The organism is Rhodococcus sp. KRD197 (genome assembly GCF_017168235.1).
In the GTDB taxonomy this organism is placed as follows: Bacteria; Actinomycetota; Actinomycetes; order Mycobacteriales; family Mycobacteriaceae; genus Rhodococcoides.
The window spans coordinates 195,388-213,011 of the sequence record NZ_JABFAO010000016.1 but is presented as its reverse complement, the minus strand read 5'-3'; the positions used below and the strand labels follow the sequence as shown (position 1 = coordinate 213,011).

Sequence of the window (17,624 nt, the reverse complement as noted above, 5' to 3'; positions counted from 1 at the left end):
AAAAGAGTCGGCTACCTCACATCCGTTCGAGTCGGTGAATCGAACACCGGTCGCGTACACTCGAACACGGTCGCCATTGCGGCCTAGTAAATCGAAGGCACAAACAGCCCCACTTTGCGCATATGAGAAAGCGCATGGATGGCCAGGTGACAGTGCCCTGGCTCGTCATGAATGTGTTGTAGCTGTTTTTGTGCCCCTCTCGCGGGTGTTTCTGTACAGCTGTTGCTCTGTGGCGTGCCCGCAATCCGGAGAGGTTCAACTGCGTGACTCACGCTGTCTTGACTAGTACACCCGACGTTTCTGCTACACCCGAGGTTCCAGGCGCTGATTCGTCTGTCGCGGCCGACGTCATCACCTTCGCCCAACTCGGACTTCCCGAGCCCGTAGTCGCGGCGCTCGCACGAAACTCCATCACCATCCCCTCGCCCATCCAGGCGAAGGCTCTACCGGACGCGATCGCCGGCAAGAACGTGCTCGGCCGCGCGCAAACCGGCTCGGGCAAGACGCTGGCCTTCGGTCTGCCCATCCTTGCCCGTCTCGCACTGCATACCGACCGCCCATCCGCGAAGCGGCCGCGCGCACTCGTGCTCGTCCCTACCCGTGAACTGGCCTTCCAGGTTGTCGAGTCGATGGCACCGTACGCCGGTGCCCAGGGCTTGACGGTGCGCGCCGCAGTCGGCGGCACCCCATTCAACAAGCAGGTCGAGCAACTGCGTCGCGGCGTCGACGTTCTGGTCGCAACTCCGGGTCGCCTCGCCGACCATCTGCGGCAAGGTACTTGCGTGCTCGATTCCATCGAGATCACAGCGCTGGACGAAGCCGACCAGATGGCCGACATGGGATTCCTCCCCGAGGTCCGCGCCGTACTCTCCGACACTCCGGCAGATGGACAGCGAATGCTGTTCTCCGCCACTCTCGATCGCGAAGTACAGTCCATCGTTCGCCAGTTCCTGCCCGACCATGTCGAACACTCGACGCAGGACGGCAAGGCCAGTGTCCGGACCATGGACCACTACATGCTCATGGTCGACCGGGGCCAGAAGGACATCGTGCTGTCCGAGATCGGGGCACGCGAGGGTCGCACGATCATGTTCGCGCGCACCAAGCTCGGCTGCGACGGCATCACCGACCGTCTTCGCGCACTCGGCATCGCCGCTGAGTCGCTCCACGGCGGCAAGGCCCAGAACCAGCGCACCCGCGTGCTCGATCGATTCAAGAATGGCCGAACCCCGGTTCTGGTGGCTACCGATGTGGCCGCACGCGGAATCCACGTCGACGGGATCGATCTCGTCGTGCACGTGGACCCGCCTGCAGACCACAAGGACTACCTCCACCGTGCCGGCCGTACGGCACGCGCCGGCGAAAAGGGCACTGTCGTTGCGATCGTCCTGCCGAATCAGCGTCGACAGGTTCAGAAGTTGACGGGAATGGCCGGAGTCAAAGCGACCTCGGTGAATGTCTCGCCAGGTTCGACCGAACTGTCTTCCATCACGGGCGCGAAGAAGCCGACCGGCGAGGCACTGCGTGCAGAGAACTCCAGCCCGCGTGACCGCCGCGACAGCCGTCCCCGCACCGGCGGCTACCAGGGCGACCGTCCCCGCACCGGCGGCTACCAGGGCGACCGTCCCCGCACCGGCGGCTACCAAGGTGACCGTCCCCGCACCGGCGGCTACCAAGGTGACCGTCCCCGCACCGGCGGCTACCAGGGCGACCGTCCCCGCACCGGCGGCTACCAAGGTGACCGTCCCCGCACCAGCGGCTACCAAGGTGACCGTCCCCGCACCGGCGGCTACCAAGGTGACCGTCCCCGCACCGGCGGCTACCAAGGTGACCGTCCCCGCACCAGCGGCTACCAGGGCGACGACACTCGATCGGGCGGATTCCGTAGCCGCACCGACCAGCGTTCGTACGACGGTTTCGACGGTCCCGCACGCAATAGCTGATGCGTGACCGCTGAACCACAGCACGGCACACCGGGCGCCGCCTCGAATGAGAATTCGAGGCGGCGCCCGGTTTCGTTTGCGCCCGAACAGGCTCGGTGGACGAGAAGGTGACGCAGCCGCAGGAGCCCCCGACTTTCCTCCGACGGCTCGGCAAGGAAAGCTGTACCCATGACCTCAGCAGTGGAAAAGACGGACCTTGCCCAGATCGGCGTCACCGGACTCGCCGTGATGGGTTCGAACATCGCCAGGAACTTCGCGCGGAACGGACATACGGTCGCGCTGCACAATCGCAGCATCGAGAAGACCGATGCACTTCTCGCCGAGCACGGGAGTGAAGGCAACTTCGTCCGCACCGAAACCATCGAGGAATTCGTCGGTGCGCTCCAGAAGCCGCGACGGGTCCTGATCATGGTGAAGGCCGGCGACCCGACGGATGCAGTGATCGAAGAGTTGGCGAGCGCCATGGAAGAGGGCGACATCATCATCGATGGTGGAAACGCTCTCTACACCGACACCATTCGACGCGAGGCTTCGATGAAGGAGCGCGGACTGCTGTTCGTGGGCGCTGGGATCTCCGGCGGTGAAGAAGGCGCGCTCAACGGACCATCGATCATGCCCGGCGGACCAGCCGACTCGTACAAGGCGCTGGGACCGCTGCTGGAATCCATCGCCGCGCAGGTCGATGGCACACCGTGCTGCACGCATATCGGACCCGACGGATCCGGTCATTTCGTGAAGATGGTGCACAACGGAATCGAATACGCCGACATGCAGCTCATCGGCGAGGCCTACCACCTCTTTCGCGACGCTCTCGACTACACCCCCGCACAGGTTGCGGACGTCTTCTCCGAATGGAACAAGGGCGATCTGGAGAGCTACCTCGTCGAGATCACAGCCGAGGTACTGAACCAGGTCGACGCGAAGACCGGTCAGCCGCTCGTCGACGTCATCGTCGACGCCGCAGAGCAGAAGGGCACCGGCCGTTGGACCGTTAAGGCGGCCTTGGATCTGGGAGTGCCGGTCACTGGCATCGCGGAGGCCGTGTTCGCTCGAGCGCTGTCGGGCTCGCGCGGTCAGCGAAAGGCCGCCGTCGGTCTCGCCTCAGGAACTCTGGCGGCAAAGCCGTCCGACGCCGAGCAGTTCACCCACGACATCAGCCGAGCTCTGTACGCCTCCAAGATCGTTGCCTACGCCCAGGGCTTCGACCAGATCGCCGCCGGCAGTGTCGAGTACGACTGGAACCTGCACCCCGGCGATCTCGCCACCATTTGGCGCGGCGGCTGCATCATTCGCGCCCGGTTCCTCAACCGCATCAAGGATGCCTACGACGACAATGCCGACCTACCGAGTTTGATTCTCGCGCCGTACTTCCGAGATGCGATCGAGGATGCGATCGACAGCTGGCGACGAGTCGTCGTGACCGCCGCTTCACTCGGCATTCCGGTACCTGCCTTCGCCTCGTCGCTGGCGTACTACGACGCACTTCGCGCCGAACGGTTGCCTGCAGCGCTGACGCAGGGCCAGCGCGACTTCTTCGGTGCACACACCTACGAGCGAGTGGACTCCGAAGGCAAGTTCCACACCCTGTGGAGCGGCGACCGGAGCGAAGTCCAAGCCTGACGCACGCTCGATCCGCGGCCGGCGACCCAAGTGTGGTCCCGGCCGCGGTCGACCGGCGGTAGTGTTTTCTCATGCTCGGCCCCTCGCCCTCGTTCGCAGATCTCGGGCTCCGCCCCGTCGTGATTCACGCTCTGCGAAAAATGGGTGTCGAGTCCCCGTTCCCGATCCAGGCCGCGACCATCACCGATGCTATCGCCGGTCGAGACGTTCTCGGGCGGGCACCCACGGGATCAGGCAAGACTCTCGCCTTCGGACTCCCACTGCTGCACCGGCTTTCGGGTAGCGCAAGCCGTCCCCAGCACCCTCGTGGCCTGATCCTGGTACCCACCAGGGAGCTGGCGCTACAGATCGACAGTGCGCTCGAAGAACCCGCACTCGCATCAGGATTGCGAATCTCGAGCCTCGTCGGTGGTGTGCCCCTCAAGCGCCAGATCGACAGACTGGGACGCGGGGTGGATGTCGTCGTCGCAACACCGGGTCGTCTCGAGGACCTCGTCAGCGCGGGTCACCTCTCGCTCGCACAAATCACCACGACGGTGGTCGACGAGGCCGACCGTATGTCAGATCTGGGATTTCTCCCCCAGGTCACCGCCCTGTTGAAGCGAATTCCTGCTGGCGGACAGACCATGTTGTTCTCGGCCACCCTCGACGGCGATGTCGACGAACTGATCCGCGGGCATCTCGACAATCCAGTACTGCACAGCGCGGAGCCCCCGGTCGTCGAAGCCGCGGATCATCACTTCTTCCGGGTCACGCAGCAGGACAAAACTTCCGTTGCGGCGGCTATCGCGGCGCGTGAGGGCAAGACAATTATGTTTCTGCGTACCAAACACGCTGTGGACCGCTTCACCGAATCACTCCTCGCAGTCGGGGTGTCGGCGGCCGCCCTGCATGGAGACAAGACACAGGCGAATCGCACACGTACGCTCGCCCAATTCGCCGACGGGTCGGTGCCGGTGCTGGTCGCCACAGACGTCGCGGCCAGGGGGATCGACGTCGACCACGTTTCGCTGGTCGTCCACGTCGACCCGCCCGAGGATGCAAAGGACTACACCCACCGTGCCGGGAGAACCGCGCGCGCAGGGCGCGGTGGAACCGTGGTGACTCTGGTGACCGAAAGCCAGGTCGAGCGCTTCCTCGCCGTGGCCGGACAGTCGCGGATCGGGATCGATGTCGTGGACGTCGGCCCGACGAGTCCGCTGCTCCGCGCCACCACCGGTGCCCGACAACCGCCGGGTCCGCCGCCACCCACGAACGAGGGGCCCACGGCCGGCACACGCAGTGCTGCGCGGCCCGGTTCTGCTCGATCCGGTTCTGCTCGGTCCAAGTCCGGAGTGAAGTCGCCGACGCATCGGTCGCGCCGAACCGGTCGCCGATGAACTGGCTGCCGATCGTACTTGCGCTCCTCGCGGCCTTCCTGTTCGCCGGCGCCTCGGTCGCCCAGCAGAGCGCCGCCGCGGCTGTCCCCGAGGGTGCATCGTTGATGGCATCGCTGCTGCGAAGCCCCCGTTGGTGGGCCGGGGTCATCGGTGACGTCGGTGGCTACGCCGTTCAGGTTGTGGCCCTGTGGGTCGGTTCGGTGCTGATCGTGCAGCCGCTGCTGGTGTCGATGCTCCTGTTCGCGCTCCCCCTGTCGGCCAAGTTCTCCGGATACGCGATGACGCGTTCGACGTGGTTTCTCGCGTTTGCTCTGGCGCTGGCACTCGCTGTGTTCATCGTGGTGGGCGACCCGACGGAGGGGCATTCGAACGCGTCGTTCGCGGAGTGGATCGGCCCGCTCGCCATCGCACTCGGTCTCGTGTCGGCCTGCACGATCGCTGGGTTGACACTGCGCGACCCCGGAATGCGGGCCCTGTTGCTGGGAGCGGCCGGCGGACTGCTCTTCGGGATGGCCGTCGCCTTCACCAAGTTCGTGACGGACGTGGTGGAAAAGGAGCGCCTCGGAGCGCTGGCTGCGTGGCAGACGTACGCGCTCGTCGGCTGCGGCGCCTTCGGTTTCTACCTGCAGCAGCGCGCCTTCCAATCCGGTCCCCTGTCGGCGTCACTGCCGGCTGTCACCATCGGTGAACCCTTCGGCGCCGCGTTCCTCGGAATCACTGTTCTGGACGAACGCGTCAGAGACGACGCGTTCGCGCTCGTCGTCATCGCAGCCTGCGTGGCGGTCATGGTGTATGCCACTATCGCGTTGTCACGGTCGCAAGCGCAGGTCGCCGAGCGCGTCGATACACACTGACCGGTACGCTGGCACAACGTGCAGTTCCTCGATGGCCACCGGCCCGCTTACGACCTGACCTACGACGACGTCTTCTTCGTTCCCAACCGAACCGATGTGACGTCGCGATTCGATGTCGATCTGTCCACCTCGGACGGTTCCGGTACGACGATTCCCATCGTTGTCTCGAACATGACCGCCGTGTCCGGTCGTCGTATGGCAGAGACAGTGGCCCGACGCGGTGGCATCTCGGTTCTTCCGCAGGATCTTCCGATCGACGCGGTCGTCGAGACCATCGCGTTCGTCAAGAGCCGCGATCTGGTGGCCGATACACCGGTGGTCCTGGGACCGGACGCGTCGGTATCGGATGCGCTGGCGCTGATGCACAAGCGCGCACACGGTGCAGTCGTCGTGGTCGAGGCAGGACGCCCGGTGGGTGTGGTCACCGAGGCCGCGTGCGCCGACGTCGATCGGTTCGCCCGCTTGCAGACCGTTGCCGCGACCGACTTCGTCACGGCGCCAGCGGATGCAACTCCCCGTTCGGTATTCGACAAGCTCGACGGAGTCCACGAGGGCCTCGCGGTGCTGGTCGGGCCCGACGGGTCACTCGCCGGAGTACTCACCAGAACCGGTGCCGTGCGCGCCGGAATCTACTCACCTGCGCTGGACGCCCAGGGCCGACTGCGGATAGCCGCCGCGGTCGGCATCAACGGTGACGTCGCGGCAAAGGCACGGGCGCTGAAAGAAGCCGGCGCCGACCTGCTCGTCGTCGACACCGCCCACGGGCATCAGGCGAAGATGCTGGACGCGCTGACGGCAATCAAGTCGCTCGATCTCGGGGTGCCGTTGGTCGCCGGAAACGTCGTGTCCGCCGCCGGCACCCGCGACCTCGTGGCAGCGGGAGCGGACATCGTCAAAGTCGGTGTAGGTCCGGGCGCGATGTGTACGACGCGGATGATGACCGGCGTGGGTCGCCCGCAGTTCTCGGCTGTCGCCGAATGCTCCGCAGCGGCCGCCGAGCTGGGCGCATCGGTGTGGGCCGATGGCGGTGTCCGGCATCCTCGCGACGTCGCGCTGGCATTGGCAGCGGGTGCCGGCAACGTGATGATCGGATCATGGTTCGCCGGCACCTACGAATCGCCGGGTGACCTGCGCTTCGACACTGCCGGCAACGCCTACAAGGAGAGTTTCGGCATGGCGTCGAAGCGCGCTGTCGCGGCCCGCACGGCTACAGACAGCGCATTCGACCGAGCACGCAAGGGACTGTTCGAAGAAGGCATTTCCAGTTCACGTATGCGACTCGATCCCGACCGCCCTGGTGTGGAGGATCTACTCGATCACATCTGCGCAGGTGTTCGCAGCACCTGCACCTACACCGGTGCCCGCTCCCTTGCGGAGCTTCATCAGCGCGCGGTCATCGGCGTTCAGTCCGCAGCCGGTTTCGCCGAGGGCCGTCCGCTACCAAGCGGTTGGTGAGACGCCTCATCGATTACGTATCGACGACCATGATCACCGTTGTAGCGGAGTCGGAGTGGACGGTGGCGCGAGCGGCGCACATCGACCGCATCGAGCATCTCGTCGGCGACTACCTGGCAGATCGTGGCCGCGGGACCTATCATCCCGTGCTCGACTTCCTTTTCACCTACTACAGCTTCAAGCCAGGTCACCTCAAGCGATGGGGACCGGGGTACGGGGTCGTACTGGGAGGTGAGCAGTCTGCGGACTATGCCGGATTTGCCTCGTACGAACCGATCGATCTCGGTTTCGGTCCCGCCGGATACCGGGTGCGGGGGTCGTTGCTCGAACAGCGGCGTTCCGCCATCGAATTCACACTGGGGTTGCTCACCGCGACGACGGAGCGGCAACCGAATCTGGGCTGCTTCGGGCTGCACGAGTGGGCAATGGTGTACCGCGGCGGTGACGATGCACTACGCCACGGCTCGGTTCCGCTCCGCCTCGGACACGAGGGCACCGACCAGGTGGTGGAGTCGATGAACTTGCGGTGCACGCACTACGACGCCTTCAGGTTCTTCACCCGCGACGCTGTCCCACGCAACGCGCTCCCCCTCGAGCCGACGGGCCGAACACAAAGCGAACAGCCAGGCTGCGTGCACGCCACGATGGATTTGTACAAGTGGAGCTACAAACTCGCCCCCCTTATCGAATCTCGACTGGTCGCAGACTGTTTCGAACTCGCGCTGTCCGCGAGAGGCATCGACATGCGGGCGAGTCCGTACGACCTGTCGGAGTACGGACTCGATCCGATAGCCATCGAGACGCCCGCCGGCCGTGCCGAGTACGTGCGCGCGCAGACCGACCTGATGGCCAGGGCTGCCCCTCTCCGATCGGAACTGATCGCTCGGTGCCAGAATCTACTGGTGAGCGTCGATGCAATCGCTGGACTTACTGCCGAGTAACATCGATGTCGATGTCGTTGGGGCACTCTCGAGTGCCCGAGACCGGAAAGAGCGAGGGATTCATGACCGAACGGATACGTGTTGGCGGTCTTCAGGTTGCCAAGGTGCTGTACGACTTCGTCCAGAACGAGGCCCTTCCGGGTACCGGTGTCGAAGCCGAGGCATTCTGGGCGGGCGCGGAATCGGTAATCACCGACCTGGCCCCGAAGAACAAGGCACTCCTGGCTGTCCGTGACGAGATCCAGGGCAAGCTCGACGCCTGGCACGGTGAACACGCCGGCCCCGATTACGATCGCGCAGCCTACAAGAACTTCCTGAAGGAAATCGGCTACCTGCTGGACGAGCCCGCCGACTTCCAGATCACCACCTCCGGCGTCGATACCGAGATCACGTCCACTGCGGGACCGCAGCTGGTGGTTCCGGTGCTCAACGCACGTTTCGCGATCAACGCCTCGAACGCTCGGTGGGGATCGCTGTACGACGCGCTGTACGGCACCGACGCCATCCCGGAGACGGACGGTGCCGAAAAGGGCAGCTCGTACAACAAGGTTCGCGGCGACAAGGTCATTGCGTTCGCCCGTGACTTCCTCGACGAGGCCGCCCCGCTGTCTTCGGGCAGCCATGTCGGAACCACGAAGTACGTCGTCGACGCAGCGTCGCTGACAGTCACCCTCGCCGACGGCAACATCGTCGGATTGGCTGACCCGTCGCAGCTGATCGGCTTTCAGGGCCAACCCGACGCGCCCACTGCAATCCTGCTGAAGAACAACGGATTGCACTTCGAGATCCAGATCGATCCGGAGAGCCCCGTCGGTTCCACTGACGCCGCCGGTGTCAAGGACGTACTGCTCGAATCCGCCGTCACCACGATCATGGACTTCGAGGACTCCGTCGCAGCCGTCGACGCCGACGACAAGGTTCTCGGCTACCGCAATTGGCTCGGCCTCATGCGCGGCGATCTCACCGAGGAGGTCAGCAAGGGCGGCAAGACATTCACCCGCACCCTGAACAAGGACCGCAGCTACACCCCGATCGGTGGCACTCCAGGCGAGGGTACGGAACTCACCTTGCACGGCCGGTCGCTCTTGTTCGTCCGCAACGTGGGTCACCTGATGACCTCGGATGCGATCCTGGACGCCGACGGCAACGAGGTGCCCGAGGGCATACTCGACGCCCTGTTCACCTCGCTGACCGGTATGCACTCGCTGACCGGTGACAACGAGCTCACCAACAGTCGCACCGGTTCGCTGTACATCGTGAAGCCGAAGATGCACGGCCCCGACGAGGTCGCGTTCACCGTCGAATTGTTCGGGCGCGTGGAAAATGTTCTCGGACTTCCGGAGAACACCCTCAAGGTCGGCATCATGGACGAGGAACGCCGCACCACAGTCAACCTCAAGGCAGCCATCGACGCCGCGAAAGAGAGAGTGGTGTTCATCAACACCGGGTTCCTCGATCGCACGGGCGACGAAATCCACACCTCGATGGAAGCCGGGCCTGTGGTCCCCAAGGGCGAGATGAAGGCCCAGAAATGGATTTCCGCCTACGAGGATTTCAATGTCGACACGGGTCTGGCCACCGGGTTGAAAGGCAAAGCACAGATCGGGAAGGGCATGTGGGCGATGCCGGATCTCATGGCGGACATGCTCGAGCAGAAGATCGGCCACCCGAAGGCCGGAGCAAATACCGCGTGGGTGCCGTCGCCGACGGCCGCGACATTGCACGCACTGCACTACCACAAGATCGATGTCTTCGCCCGCCAGGAGGAGATCGCGAAGGCCAAGCGAGCAACCATCGACGACATTCTCGAAATCCCTCTCGCACCGTCCACCGACTGGTCGGAGGAGCGTAAGCGCCGGGAGCTCGACAACAGTTCGCAGTCGATCCTCGGCTACGTGGTGCGGTGGATCGACGATGGCGTGGGGTGCTCGAAGGTGCCCGACATCGCCGACGTTGCGCTGATGGAAGACCGCGCCACGCTGCGGATCTCGAGTCAGTTCATCGCGAACTGGCTGCGCCACGGTGTGGTCACCGAGGAGCAGGTCCGCGAGTCGCTCGAGCGCATGGCACCGGTGGTGGACCGCCAGAACGCCCAGGATCCGACGTACACACCCCTCGCGCCGAATTTCGACGACAACATTGCGTTCCAGGCTGCCAGTGACTTGATCTTCCAGGGCACCAGCCAGCCGAACGGGTACACGGAGCCGATCCTGCACCGCCGCCGTCGCGAGTACAAGGCCGCTGCACGCTGAGTGGACTTGTAGCCTTTCCTTCGTGGGCCAACATCGAACCTCGGGAGAATCCCGAGGTATCAGCAGAGGTATCAGCAAGGGCCCGTTGATCGCGGTGGGCACCATCATCGTGATGGTGCTCGCCGTGGCCGGGTGGTTCCAGTTGCGTGAGCGCATTGTCGATCAGGGAGTTCAGGCTGCCGATACGTGTGTCGAGGGCGACGCCGTCGTAGCTGTTGTCGTCGAGCCGGATCTCTCCGGCCCGGTGTCTGCGCTGGCGCAGCGCTTCACGGACGGCAGACCCGTCGTACGGGACCAGTGCATCTCCGTTCGAGTGACCTCCGCGGACTCCGACACAGTCGCAGCGGCGATCAGCGCCGGGGCGTCGGTATGGGACGAGGCGGCACTGGGACCCGTACCTGCACTGTGGATACCTCGATCCTCGGACTCGGTGGCGGCGGTTCCCGTCGAGTCCATCGACGGCACTCCCAGATCTGTCGCCACCTCCCCCGTCGTCCTGGCCGGCCCGGCTCCAGTGACCGATGCGCTCGCACGTGCGGATATCGGGTGGGCCGATCTGCCTGATCTGCAAAGCACGCCGGATGCTCTGGACGTTCTCGGCCGGGGTGGGCTACGCCTGCAGTTGCCAGTCGGTCCCGCCTCCGATTCCACCACTTCTGCCTTGGCCGCCGTGGTTGCCTCGTCCCTGGGTGAGCCGGATCGACCGGTGGCAGTGGAAGGCATACGTTCCGGCCTCGCCGTCTCGGCATTGTCTGCGCTCGCCACCACCGATCTCGGCATCGAGGCGGTCACACCAGAATCGACGGACGAAGCACTCGGCCGTCTGACCGCGGACATGTCGGCAACCGCGCAGGCGCATGCCGTTCCGGTGACAGCTCAGCAACTGAGCAATGCCGCCGCGAGCGATCTGACGGCCTATGCCCCCGCCGGGCCTACACCGATGGCAGATCACCCGGCTGCCGTCCTGGCTGGGCAGTGGACGGACGAGACCCGCCGCCGTGCAGCTGCACAGTTCGTCGACTTCATGCGACAGACCGAGAACACACCGGTCTTCGTCGATTTGGGATTCGAGGTGGGGGCGCCCCCGGGGAACGCCCCAGTTGCCTCGCCGGACGCCCGCCGCGCCATGGTGGACCTGGTGCAGAATCCAGCGACGCCGCGTCGGGTCACCATCGTGCTCGACGTATCGGGGTCGATGGACACCGCCGAGGGCGAGCGAACGAGGCTGCAGAACACCACCGATGCGCTCGTCCAGCAATTCGGCAGCGTGGTCGATTCGTCCCAACTCGGCCTGTGGGTGTACAGCAGTGACCTCGACGCCGGCCGAGCCTTCCGAACTGTGGTTCCCGCCGGACCTGTCGACGAAACTCTGCCCACAGGCATGCGGCGCGAGCAGTTGATCGCTGCGGCGTCCACGTTGCAGCCGGAGGCCGCGACGTCGACGTACGAGTCGATGTTGGCCGCCTACGCCTCCGCGGTCGATGGGTTCGTTGCCGGCAGACCGAACAGCGTTCTACTGGTCACCGATGGTCCCGACGACAACGCCCTCGCAACGTCCGATCGGTTCATCGAGGCGTTGACTGCATCGACGGATCAGAACCGTCCCGTGTCGATCGACGTCGTCTCGATCGGAGACAATCCGGACATCGAGACGTTGCAGTCCATGGCCGATATCACCGGCGGTTCGCTGACCACGGTCGGCTCGTCGGCCGGTCCCGAGCTCGCTGACCTCCTGCGAAGGCTGTTGTACTGAATTAGGTAAGTGGTGCACTCAAAGCCGATGTTGGCGTGCGATTGCCAAGCGCTCCGCGATGGCGTGCGCATTTTCCCCGATGGTCATCATCATCTCGGTGCAGGTATCTATGAGCTCTTCGCGGCTGAGGGTGAGATCGCCTGCGACCCAGGCGATTACCAGTTCAGCCACGCCACCGGTAAGAAACAGCGTGCCTGATTCGATGAAGTCGTCGGCGCCTTTCGGTAGGTCGACGAAGGTGGTCGCCAGCGTTGCCATCAACGCGGCGACATCGTGTAGTGCGTGGGATCGGCGTTTCATCATCGCCGCGTTGCCGTAGGACTCGACAAAGATGATGCGGGCTCGGCGCGGGTCGTCGGCAAACTCGTGCACCATTGTGCTCACTGCGGCATGCACTTTCGCGGTGGTGTCGTCGGGTGCTGCAGCGAGATTGGTGACGGTGTTGGCGGACGCGGTCGCGACGATGTCATCGAGGACGGCCAGCGCCAAAGCGTCGAGGTTTTCGAAGCTTTCGTAGAGGAAGCGGGGGCCGACCTTCGCCTCCTCGCACACGGTGGCGACAGTCATCGCGGACCAACCCCGCGTACCCAGAATCTCCAAAGCCGCATCCATCAATTTTTTCCGGCGCTCGTTGCGCCGCTGCCCGGCTGTGACCCCGTTGTACATGCCTGTGGTTGCCCGCGCCATCTCGAGATTGTCCCACAGTTCATATCCGGAATTAGGTCTGTACGGAATTACGTAATTCCGGTATGGTTCGGAAACCGACACCTTGCTGCACCCGGCGCGCAGGCCTTCGTCTGTGCGGTTCTCGATGACGGCGCGAACCTGTGACCTGAGCAGGCGAGTTGATCGTGGTCGAACGAAATACAGGACCCTCGAAGTGGACAGGAAGCTGATATGACACGCAGACTCGAGAAATTGGTCGACAAGGCGCGTCCCCGCGACGAAGCGCACGCCATCAACGCGCGCAACGTGCAGTTCGACTGGGACGGCATCCCGGTGCAGTACTTGCCGGGAGAACCGTTCGCGACGCAGTTCTTCAACGTGGCGCATATTGTCCTGCCCGAGGGCGAACGTGCAATGGCCGAAGCGATCGCCGAGGCGTTGCCGCTGATCGACGACGCTCGTTTGCACGAGGAAGCCGTCGGTTTCATCGGGCAGGAAGCGATGCACGCGCAGTCACATCAGGGGGTTCGCGAGCATCTGATCACGCAGGGGATCAAGGTCGAACCGGTTCTGAAGCGCTTCAATTTCGTTGTCAACAGCATCTTGGGCGATCACGGTTTGACCGGCCGGGCCAAGCATGCGTGGTTGTGTGAGCGGCTGGCGTTGTTTGCGGCAATGGAACACTTCACCGCCGTCCTGGGCCAATGGTTGCTCGATGCCGACCATCTCGAGGAGATGGGGATGCACCCGATGATGCTGGATCTTGTCAAATGGCATGGCGCAGAGGAAGTCGAACACCGCGCGGTGGTTTTCGACGTTTACCAGTACGTCGACGGCAGCTACGCCCGCCGCGCACGAACGGCATTTCTGGCCAGTAGCGCCATCGCGATCCTGTGGTTCAGCACCGCCATCTACCTGGCCAACAACGATCCATCTCCTGTCAGGGGCAAGCCATGGCCGTGGCAGTTCTTCAGCGCAGCCGTCCGCGGTGTCATCCCCACTGGCTGGCATTATCTGGCCGAGATCCCGGTTTATCTCAGGCCGGGGTTTCACCCCTCACAGATGGGCAGCCTGGACAAGGCACTCGAGTACTTGGCGACCTCTCCGGCGGCCCGCGCAGCCGAGCAACAGCAGTGATGACGATGGCCGGGTTCACCTCTCGCTGGGGCGCGCCGGCTCCCGCGTCGGACGACGGGATCGAGACCAGTCTGCGGGTGGTTACCAAGGGTTTCGCCGCCTATCAGCGGTTGTTCGTCGAAGGTGGGTTGGCGCCCCTACTGTCTCGTCCGAATCCGTTGCGCTACGACGACTTCGATATGGATCTTGTTGTGAAAGGAATCGAGACCGAAGCCGAGGATGTGGTGAGCCTGACGCTGGCGGCGCCGGGCGGCGGAGTCTTGCCGGTGTGGAATCCGGGTTCACACCTTGATGTGTTCTTGCCCTCGGGCCGCCAGCGTCAGTATTCACTGTGCGGTGATCCGGCCGATCGCCACCGGTACCGGATCGCGGTCCGCTTGATCGGTGACGGTGGCGGCGGATCCCGTGAGGTGCACGAAACCTTGCGCACAGGTGACCTGCTGCATGTACGCGGGCCTCGCAATGCCTTCAGAATGGTAGCCGCCGACTCGTACCTGTTCATCGCCGGTGGTATCGGTATCACACCGATCCTGCCGATGGTGAAAAAGGCGAACGCACGCGGAATACCCTGGCGAATGGTGTACCTCGGGCGGACCCGGGAGAACATGCCGTTTCTCGACGAGCTCGAGGCGTGCACCGGCGGTGACGTCGACGTTCGACCGGACGACGAGTTCGGCCTGCCCGATGTCGGTCGACTACTGACCCGATTGCATCCGGGAGGCGCAACCTATGTCTGCGGGCCGCCTCCGGTCTCCGACGCCGCGCGGAGACTGATCTCGGCCATCGATCCCACGGGATCGATGCACACCGAACGGTTTTCGGCTCCGCCCGTGGTAGGTGGCAAACCGTTCGATGTGAAGCTTGCGCGGAGCGGTGTGACTGTATCGGTCGCTGCCGACCAGTCCATGCTCGACGCGATCCGAGAACAGGTGGCCGGTGTTGTCTACTCGTGCCAGCAGGGCTACTGCGGCAGCTGCAAGATCGGCGTACTCGCCGGTCGGGTCGAACACCGCGACAACAGACTGCTCGAATCCGAACGAAAAGCTTCGATGTTGATCTGCGTGTCCCGCTCCCAGGGCGGGCCCCTGGTTCTCGACCTCTGAACCTCACCACTCTTCTCACGCTCGCCAGAACATCGAACGAGCCGAAGACTCATTGCTGCAGCGCGCAAAGCGGCTGCGGTACGGAAGGAATCACTATGAACCAGCAACGCAACGGTGCGGTGCCTGAGCAGGTCGATATCGCCATCATCGGCGCGGGCGTCGGCGGTATCGGTCTTGCGGTCAAGTTGCGCGATGCGGGGTTCGGCGAGTTCGTCATCCTCGAACGCTCGAGTGACCTGGGCGGCACTTGGCGGGACAACACCTACCCCGGCTGTGCCTGCGATGTTCCCTCACACCTCTACAGCTACTCCTTCGCGCAGAATCCGGACTGGTCACGCACCTACGGTAAGCAACCGGAAATTCTGGCCTACTTGCACTCTGTCGCACAGGACCACGATGTCGTCCGGCATATCCGGTTCGATACCGAAGTTCTCGACGCCGCATGGGATGAGGTGTCGCGCCGCTGGCGAGTACACACCGACAGCGGCGACTTCGCCGCCCGGATCCTGATCTCTGCGACCGGGGTCTACGGCGGAGCCAAGTTCCCCGATATCCCCGGTATGGAGAGATTCACCGGTACGAGCTTCCACTCGTTGCACTGGAACCACGACCACGATCTCACCGGCGAACGGGTCGCCGTGCTCGGCACCGGGGCATCCGCGGTCCAGTTCGTGCCCGAGATCCAACCCCGCGTCGCGCGCTTGCTCGTCTTCCAGCGCTCCGCACCCTGGATCATCCCGCGACTCGACCGCGCAACCTCCCGCGCCGAGCGGGCACTGATTGCCCGACTCCCGATCATCGGAAAAGGTCTGCGGGGCAGCTACTACGCCGCGATCGAAGCGTTCGGCCTGGTCGGGTTCATCGACAAACGATTCCGCCACCCCTACGAGGCGATGGGAAAGATGCAGCTGCTCCGTCAGGTCCGCGACTCGACACTGCGCAAGCGGTTGACCCCGGACTACATGATCGGATGCAAACGTGCGATCTTCTCCGACTCGTATCTACCCTCGCTCACCAAAAACAACGTCGAGGTCATCGACGATGCCATCGCCGAGATCCGCGAACACTCGATCCTCACCCGTGATGGTGTCGAGCATCGAGTCGACACCATCATCTACGGCACCGGATTCGAGGTACCACCAGCGGTACAGGCCCGCATTCGCGGCCGCGATGGCCAGACCCTCGCCGACCTGTACACCACCCGGCCGCAAAGCTATCTCGGCGCGACGTTAGCAGGGTTCCCGAACTTCTTCACCACCCTCGGTGCGTTCGGAGCCGTCGGCAACCAATCCGCGATCTACATGATCGAATGCCAAATCCGTTACATCGTGGACGCATTGGCGACCATGCGAACCGAAGGACTCGACCGCGTCGAAGTCCGCAAAGACGCACAGGAAGCTTTTCTCTACGAAGTCAACGAACGGAGCGCGAGGACGGTGTGGCTCACCGGCGGCTGCGCCACCACCTACTACCGCACCGCCGAGGGCAAGAACGCCGGCCTGTATCCGAACTGGAGCTTCGAGTACGCCAACCGAACCCGTCGATTCGACCGTGACGCATACGAACTCGGCGCCACAGACCCCTCCCCCGCACACGCATCGGTTAGGACACATTGATGTTCCCCTTCGACAGCCGCTCCCCTGCCTACGACGTCAACGGCAAGGTCGTCTTGATCACCGGCGGTGGGCAAGGCATCGGACTGGCCTTGGCCCGGATCCTGCATACGCGTGGCGCATCCGTCGCGCTAGTCGACGTGGATACGACAGCGGTGAAATCCGCTGCCCGGACACTGGGAAAACGAGCCCTGCCCCTGACCGCGGATGTGCGAGATCGACCGAGGATGACAACAGCGGTGGCACACACCGTGGATCGCTTCGGCCGTCTCGACGTCGTGGTCGCCAATGCCGGGGTCGCACCGCCACCTGCGACGCTGCGGACCATCGACGAGGACGACTTCGATCGTGTCATCGCCATCAACCTGACCGGAGTGTTCAACACCGTCCGCCCAGCGTTGGAGCAGGTCATCCAACACCACGGTCACGTCGTCGTCGTATCCTCGGCCGCCGCGTTCACCCCCGGCGCAGCCGCATCCCCGTACATGATCAGCAAAGCAGCAGTCGAACAACTCGGGCGCGCACTGCGCATCGAACTCGCCGCGGTCGGCGCCACCGCCGGAGTGGCCTACTTCGGCATCGTAGAAACCTCGATGACTCACGACTCCGTCGATCAGAATGACTTGGCCAGCGACGCCCTTGCCATGCTCCCGTGGCCGCTGAACCAACGGATCACCGCCGCGCAGGCCGCGAAATCGATTGCCGACGGAATCACAGCACGCGCCGCCAGCACCATCGCCCCCACGACATGGAAGCCCTACTCGTTGCTGCGCGGCATCGCGAACGTGATCATCGACCACCGAATGGCCCGAGACGATGACATCCACGCACTAGTGCGCAAGGTCGAGGCACAGGCCACCTCGACAGATCACGCGACAACGTCCGAAGATCGCTGACCCGGCCCTAGC

The 17,624-nt window shown here is 64.1% G+C and carries 13 protein-coding genes; 12 read left to right on the top strand and 1 reads right to left on the bottom strand.

Features of this window, described 5'->3' with window-relative positions:
• The first annotated feature begins 350 nt into the window (after window positions 1–350).
• The 8 genes from J1M86_RS22905 (at window position 351) to J1M86_RS22870 (ending at window position 12,197) form a co-directional block, all read left to right on the top strand.
• Window positions 351–1,943 carry a DEAD/DEAH box helicase gene (locus J1M86_RS22905; RefSeq protein ID WP_307786722.1) on the top strand — a complete coding sequence of 531 codons (1,593 nt, stop codon included), beginning with the start codon at window positions 351–353 and terminating at the stop codon, window positions 1,941–1,943.
• Between the two features lie 168 nt (window positions 1,944–2,111).
• The gene (gene gndA / locus J1M86_RS22900) at window positions 2,112–3,563 is read left to right on the top strand and encodes an NADP-dependent phosphogluconate dehydrogenase (RefSeq protein ID WP_206511471.1); all 1,452 of its coding nucleotides are present in this window, start codon (window positions 2,112–2,114) and stop codon (window positions 3,561–3,563) included.
• 71 nt (window positions 3,564–3,634) lie between these two features.
• Window positions 3,635–4,942, top strand: a complete 1,308-nt coding sequence (locus J1M86_RS22895; protein ID WP_206511470.1) for a DEAD/DEAH box helicase — start codon at window positions 3,635–3,637, stop codon at window positions 4,940–4,942.
• Entirely contained in the window at window positions 4,939–5,796 is an 858-nt protein-coding gene (locus J1M86_RS22890; protein WP_206511469.1) for a DMT family transporter, read from the top strand. Before J1M86_RS22895 ends, J1M86_RS22890 begins: the two co-directional genes overlap by 4 nt.
• An 18-nt stretch (window positions 5,797–5,814) precedes the next feature.
• The gene (locus tag J1M86_RS22885; RefSeq protein WP_206511468.1) at window positions 5,815–7,251 is read left to right on the top strand and encodes a GuaB1 family IMP dehydrogenase-related protein; all 1,437 of its coding nucleotides are present in this window, start codon (window positions 5,815–5,817) and stop codon (window positions 7,249–7,251) included.
• A 29-nt stretch (window positions 7,252–7,280) separates the two neighbouring features.
• The gene (locus J1M86_RS22880) at window positions 7,281–8,192 is read left to right on the top strand and encodes a 3-methyladenine DNA glycosylase (protein WP_206511530.1); all 912 of its coding nucleotides are present in this window, start codon (window positions 7,281–7,283) and stop codon (window positions 8,190–8,192) included.
• Window positions 8,193–8,254: 62 nt separating this feature from the next.
• Window positions 8,255–10,444 carry a malate synthase G gene (locus tag J1M86_RS22875; protein WP_075840305.1) on the top strand — a complete coding sequence of 730 codons (2,190 nt, stop codon included), beginning with the start codon at window positions 8,255–8,257 and terminating at the stop codon, window positions 10,442–10,444.
• Window positions 10,445–10,466: 22 nt separating this feature from the next.
• Window positions 10,467–12,197: a substrate-binding domain-containing protein gene (locus J1M86_RS22870; RefSeq protein WP_307786719.1), complete on the top strand. Its 1,731-nt coding sequence runs from the start codon at window positions 10,467–10,469 to the stop codon at window positions 12,195–12,197.
• Between the two features lie 18 nt (window positions 12,198–12,215).
• On the opposite strand, the gene J1M86_RS22865 is transcribed toward J1M86_RS22870, so the two are convergent.
• Entirely contained in the window at window positions 12,216–12,884 is a 669-nt protein-coding gene (locus J1M86_RS22865; protein WP_075840306.1) for a TetR/AcrR family transcriptional regulator, read from the bottom strand.
• 210 nt (window positions 12,885–13,094) lie between these two features.
• On the opposite strand from J1M86_RS22865, the gene J1M86_RS22860 reads away from it, so the two are divergent.
• From J1M86_RS22860 to J1M86_RS22845, 4 genes are all read left to right on the top strand, one after another.
• Entirely contained in the window at window positions 13,095–14,000 is a 906-nt protein-coding gene (locus J1M86_RS22860; RefSeq protein WP_075840290.1) for a metal-dependent hydrolase, read from the top strand.
• Window positions 14,000–15,103, top strand: coding sequence for a PDR/VanB family oxidoreductase (locus J1M86_RS22855; RefSeq protein ID WP_241260535.1), 1,104 nt, complete (start codon window positions 14,000–14,002; stop codon window positions 15,101–15,103). The genes J1M86_RS22860 and J1M86_RS22855 overlap by 1 nt, the downstream gene beginning before the upstream one ends.
• Before the next feature lie 95 nt (window positions 15,104–15,198).
• Window positions 15,199–16,719 carry an NAD(P)/FAD-dependent oxidoreductase gene (locus J1M86_RS22850; RefSeq protein WP_206511467.1) on the top strand — a complete coding sequence of 507 codons (1,521 nt, stop codon included), beginning with the start codon at window positions 15,199–15,201 and terminating at the stop codon, window positions 16,717–16,719.
• On the top strand, window positions 16,719–17,612 hold the full coding sequence (locus tag J1M86_RS22845; RefSeq protein ID WP_075840292.1) for a short-chain dehydrogenase/reductase: 894 nt from the start codon (window positions 16,719–16,721) through the stop codon (window positions 17,610–17,612). Before J1M86_RS22850 ends, J1M86_RS22845 begins: the two co-directional genes overlap by 1 nt.
• Window positions 17,613–17,624: the final 12 nt, after the last annotated feature.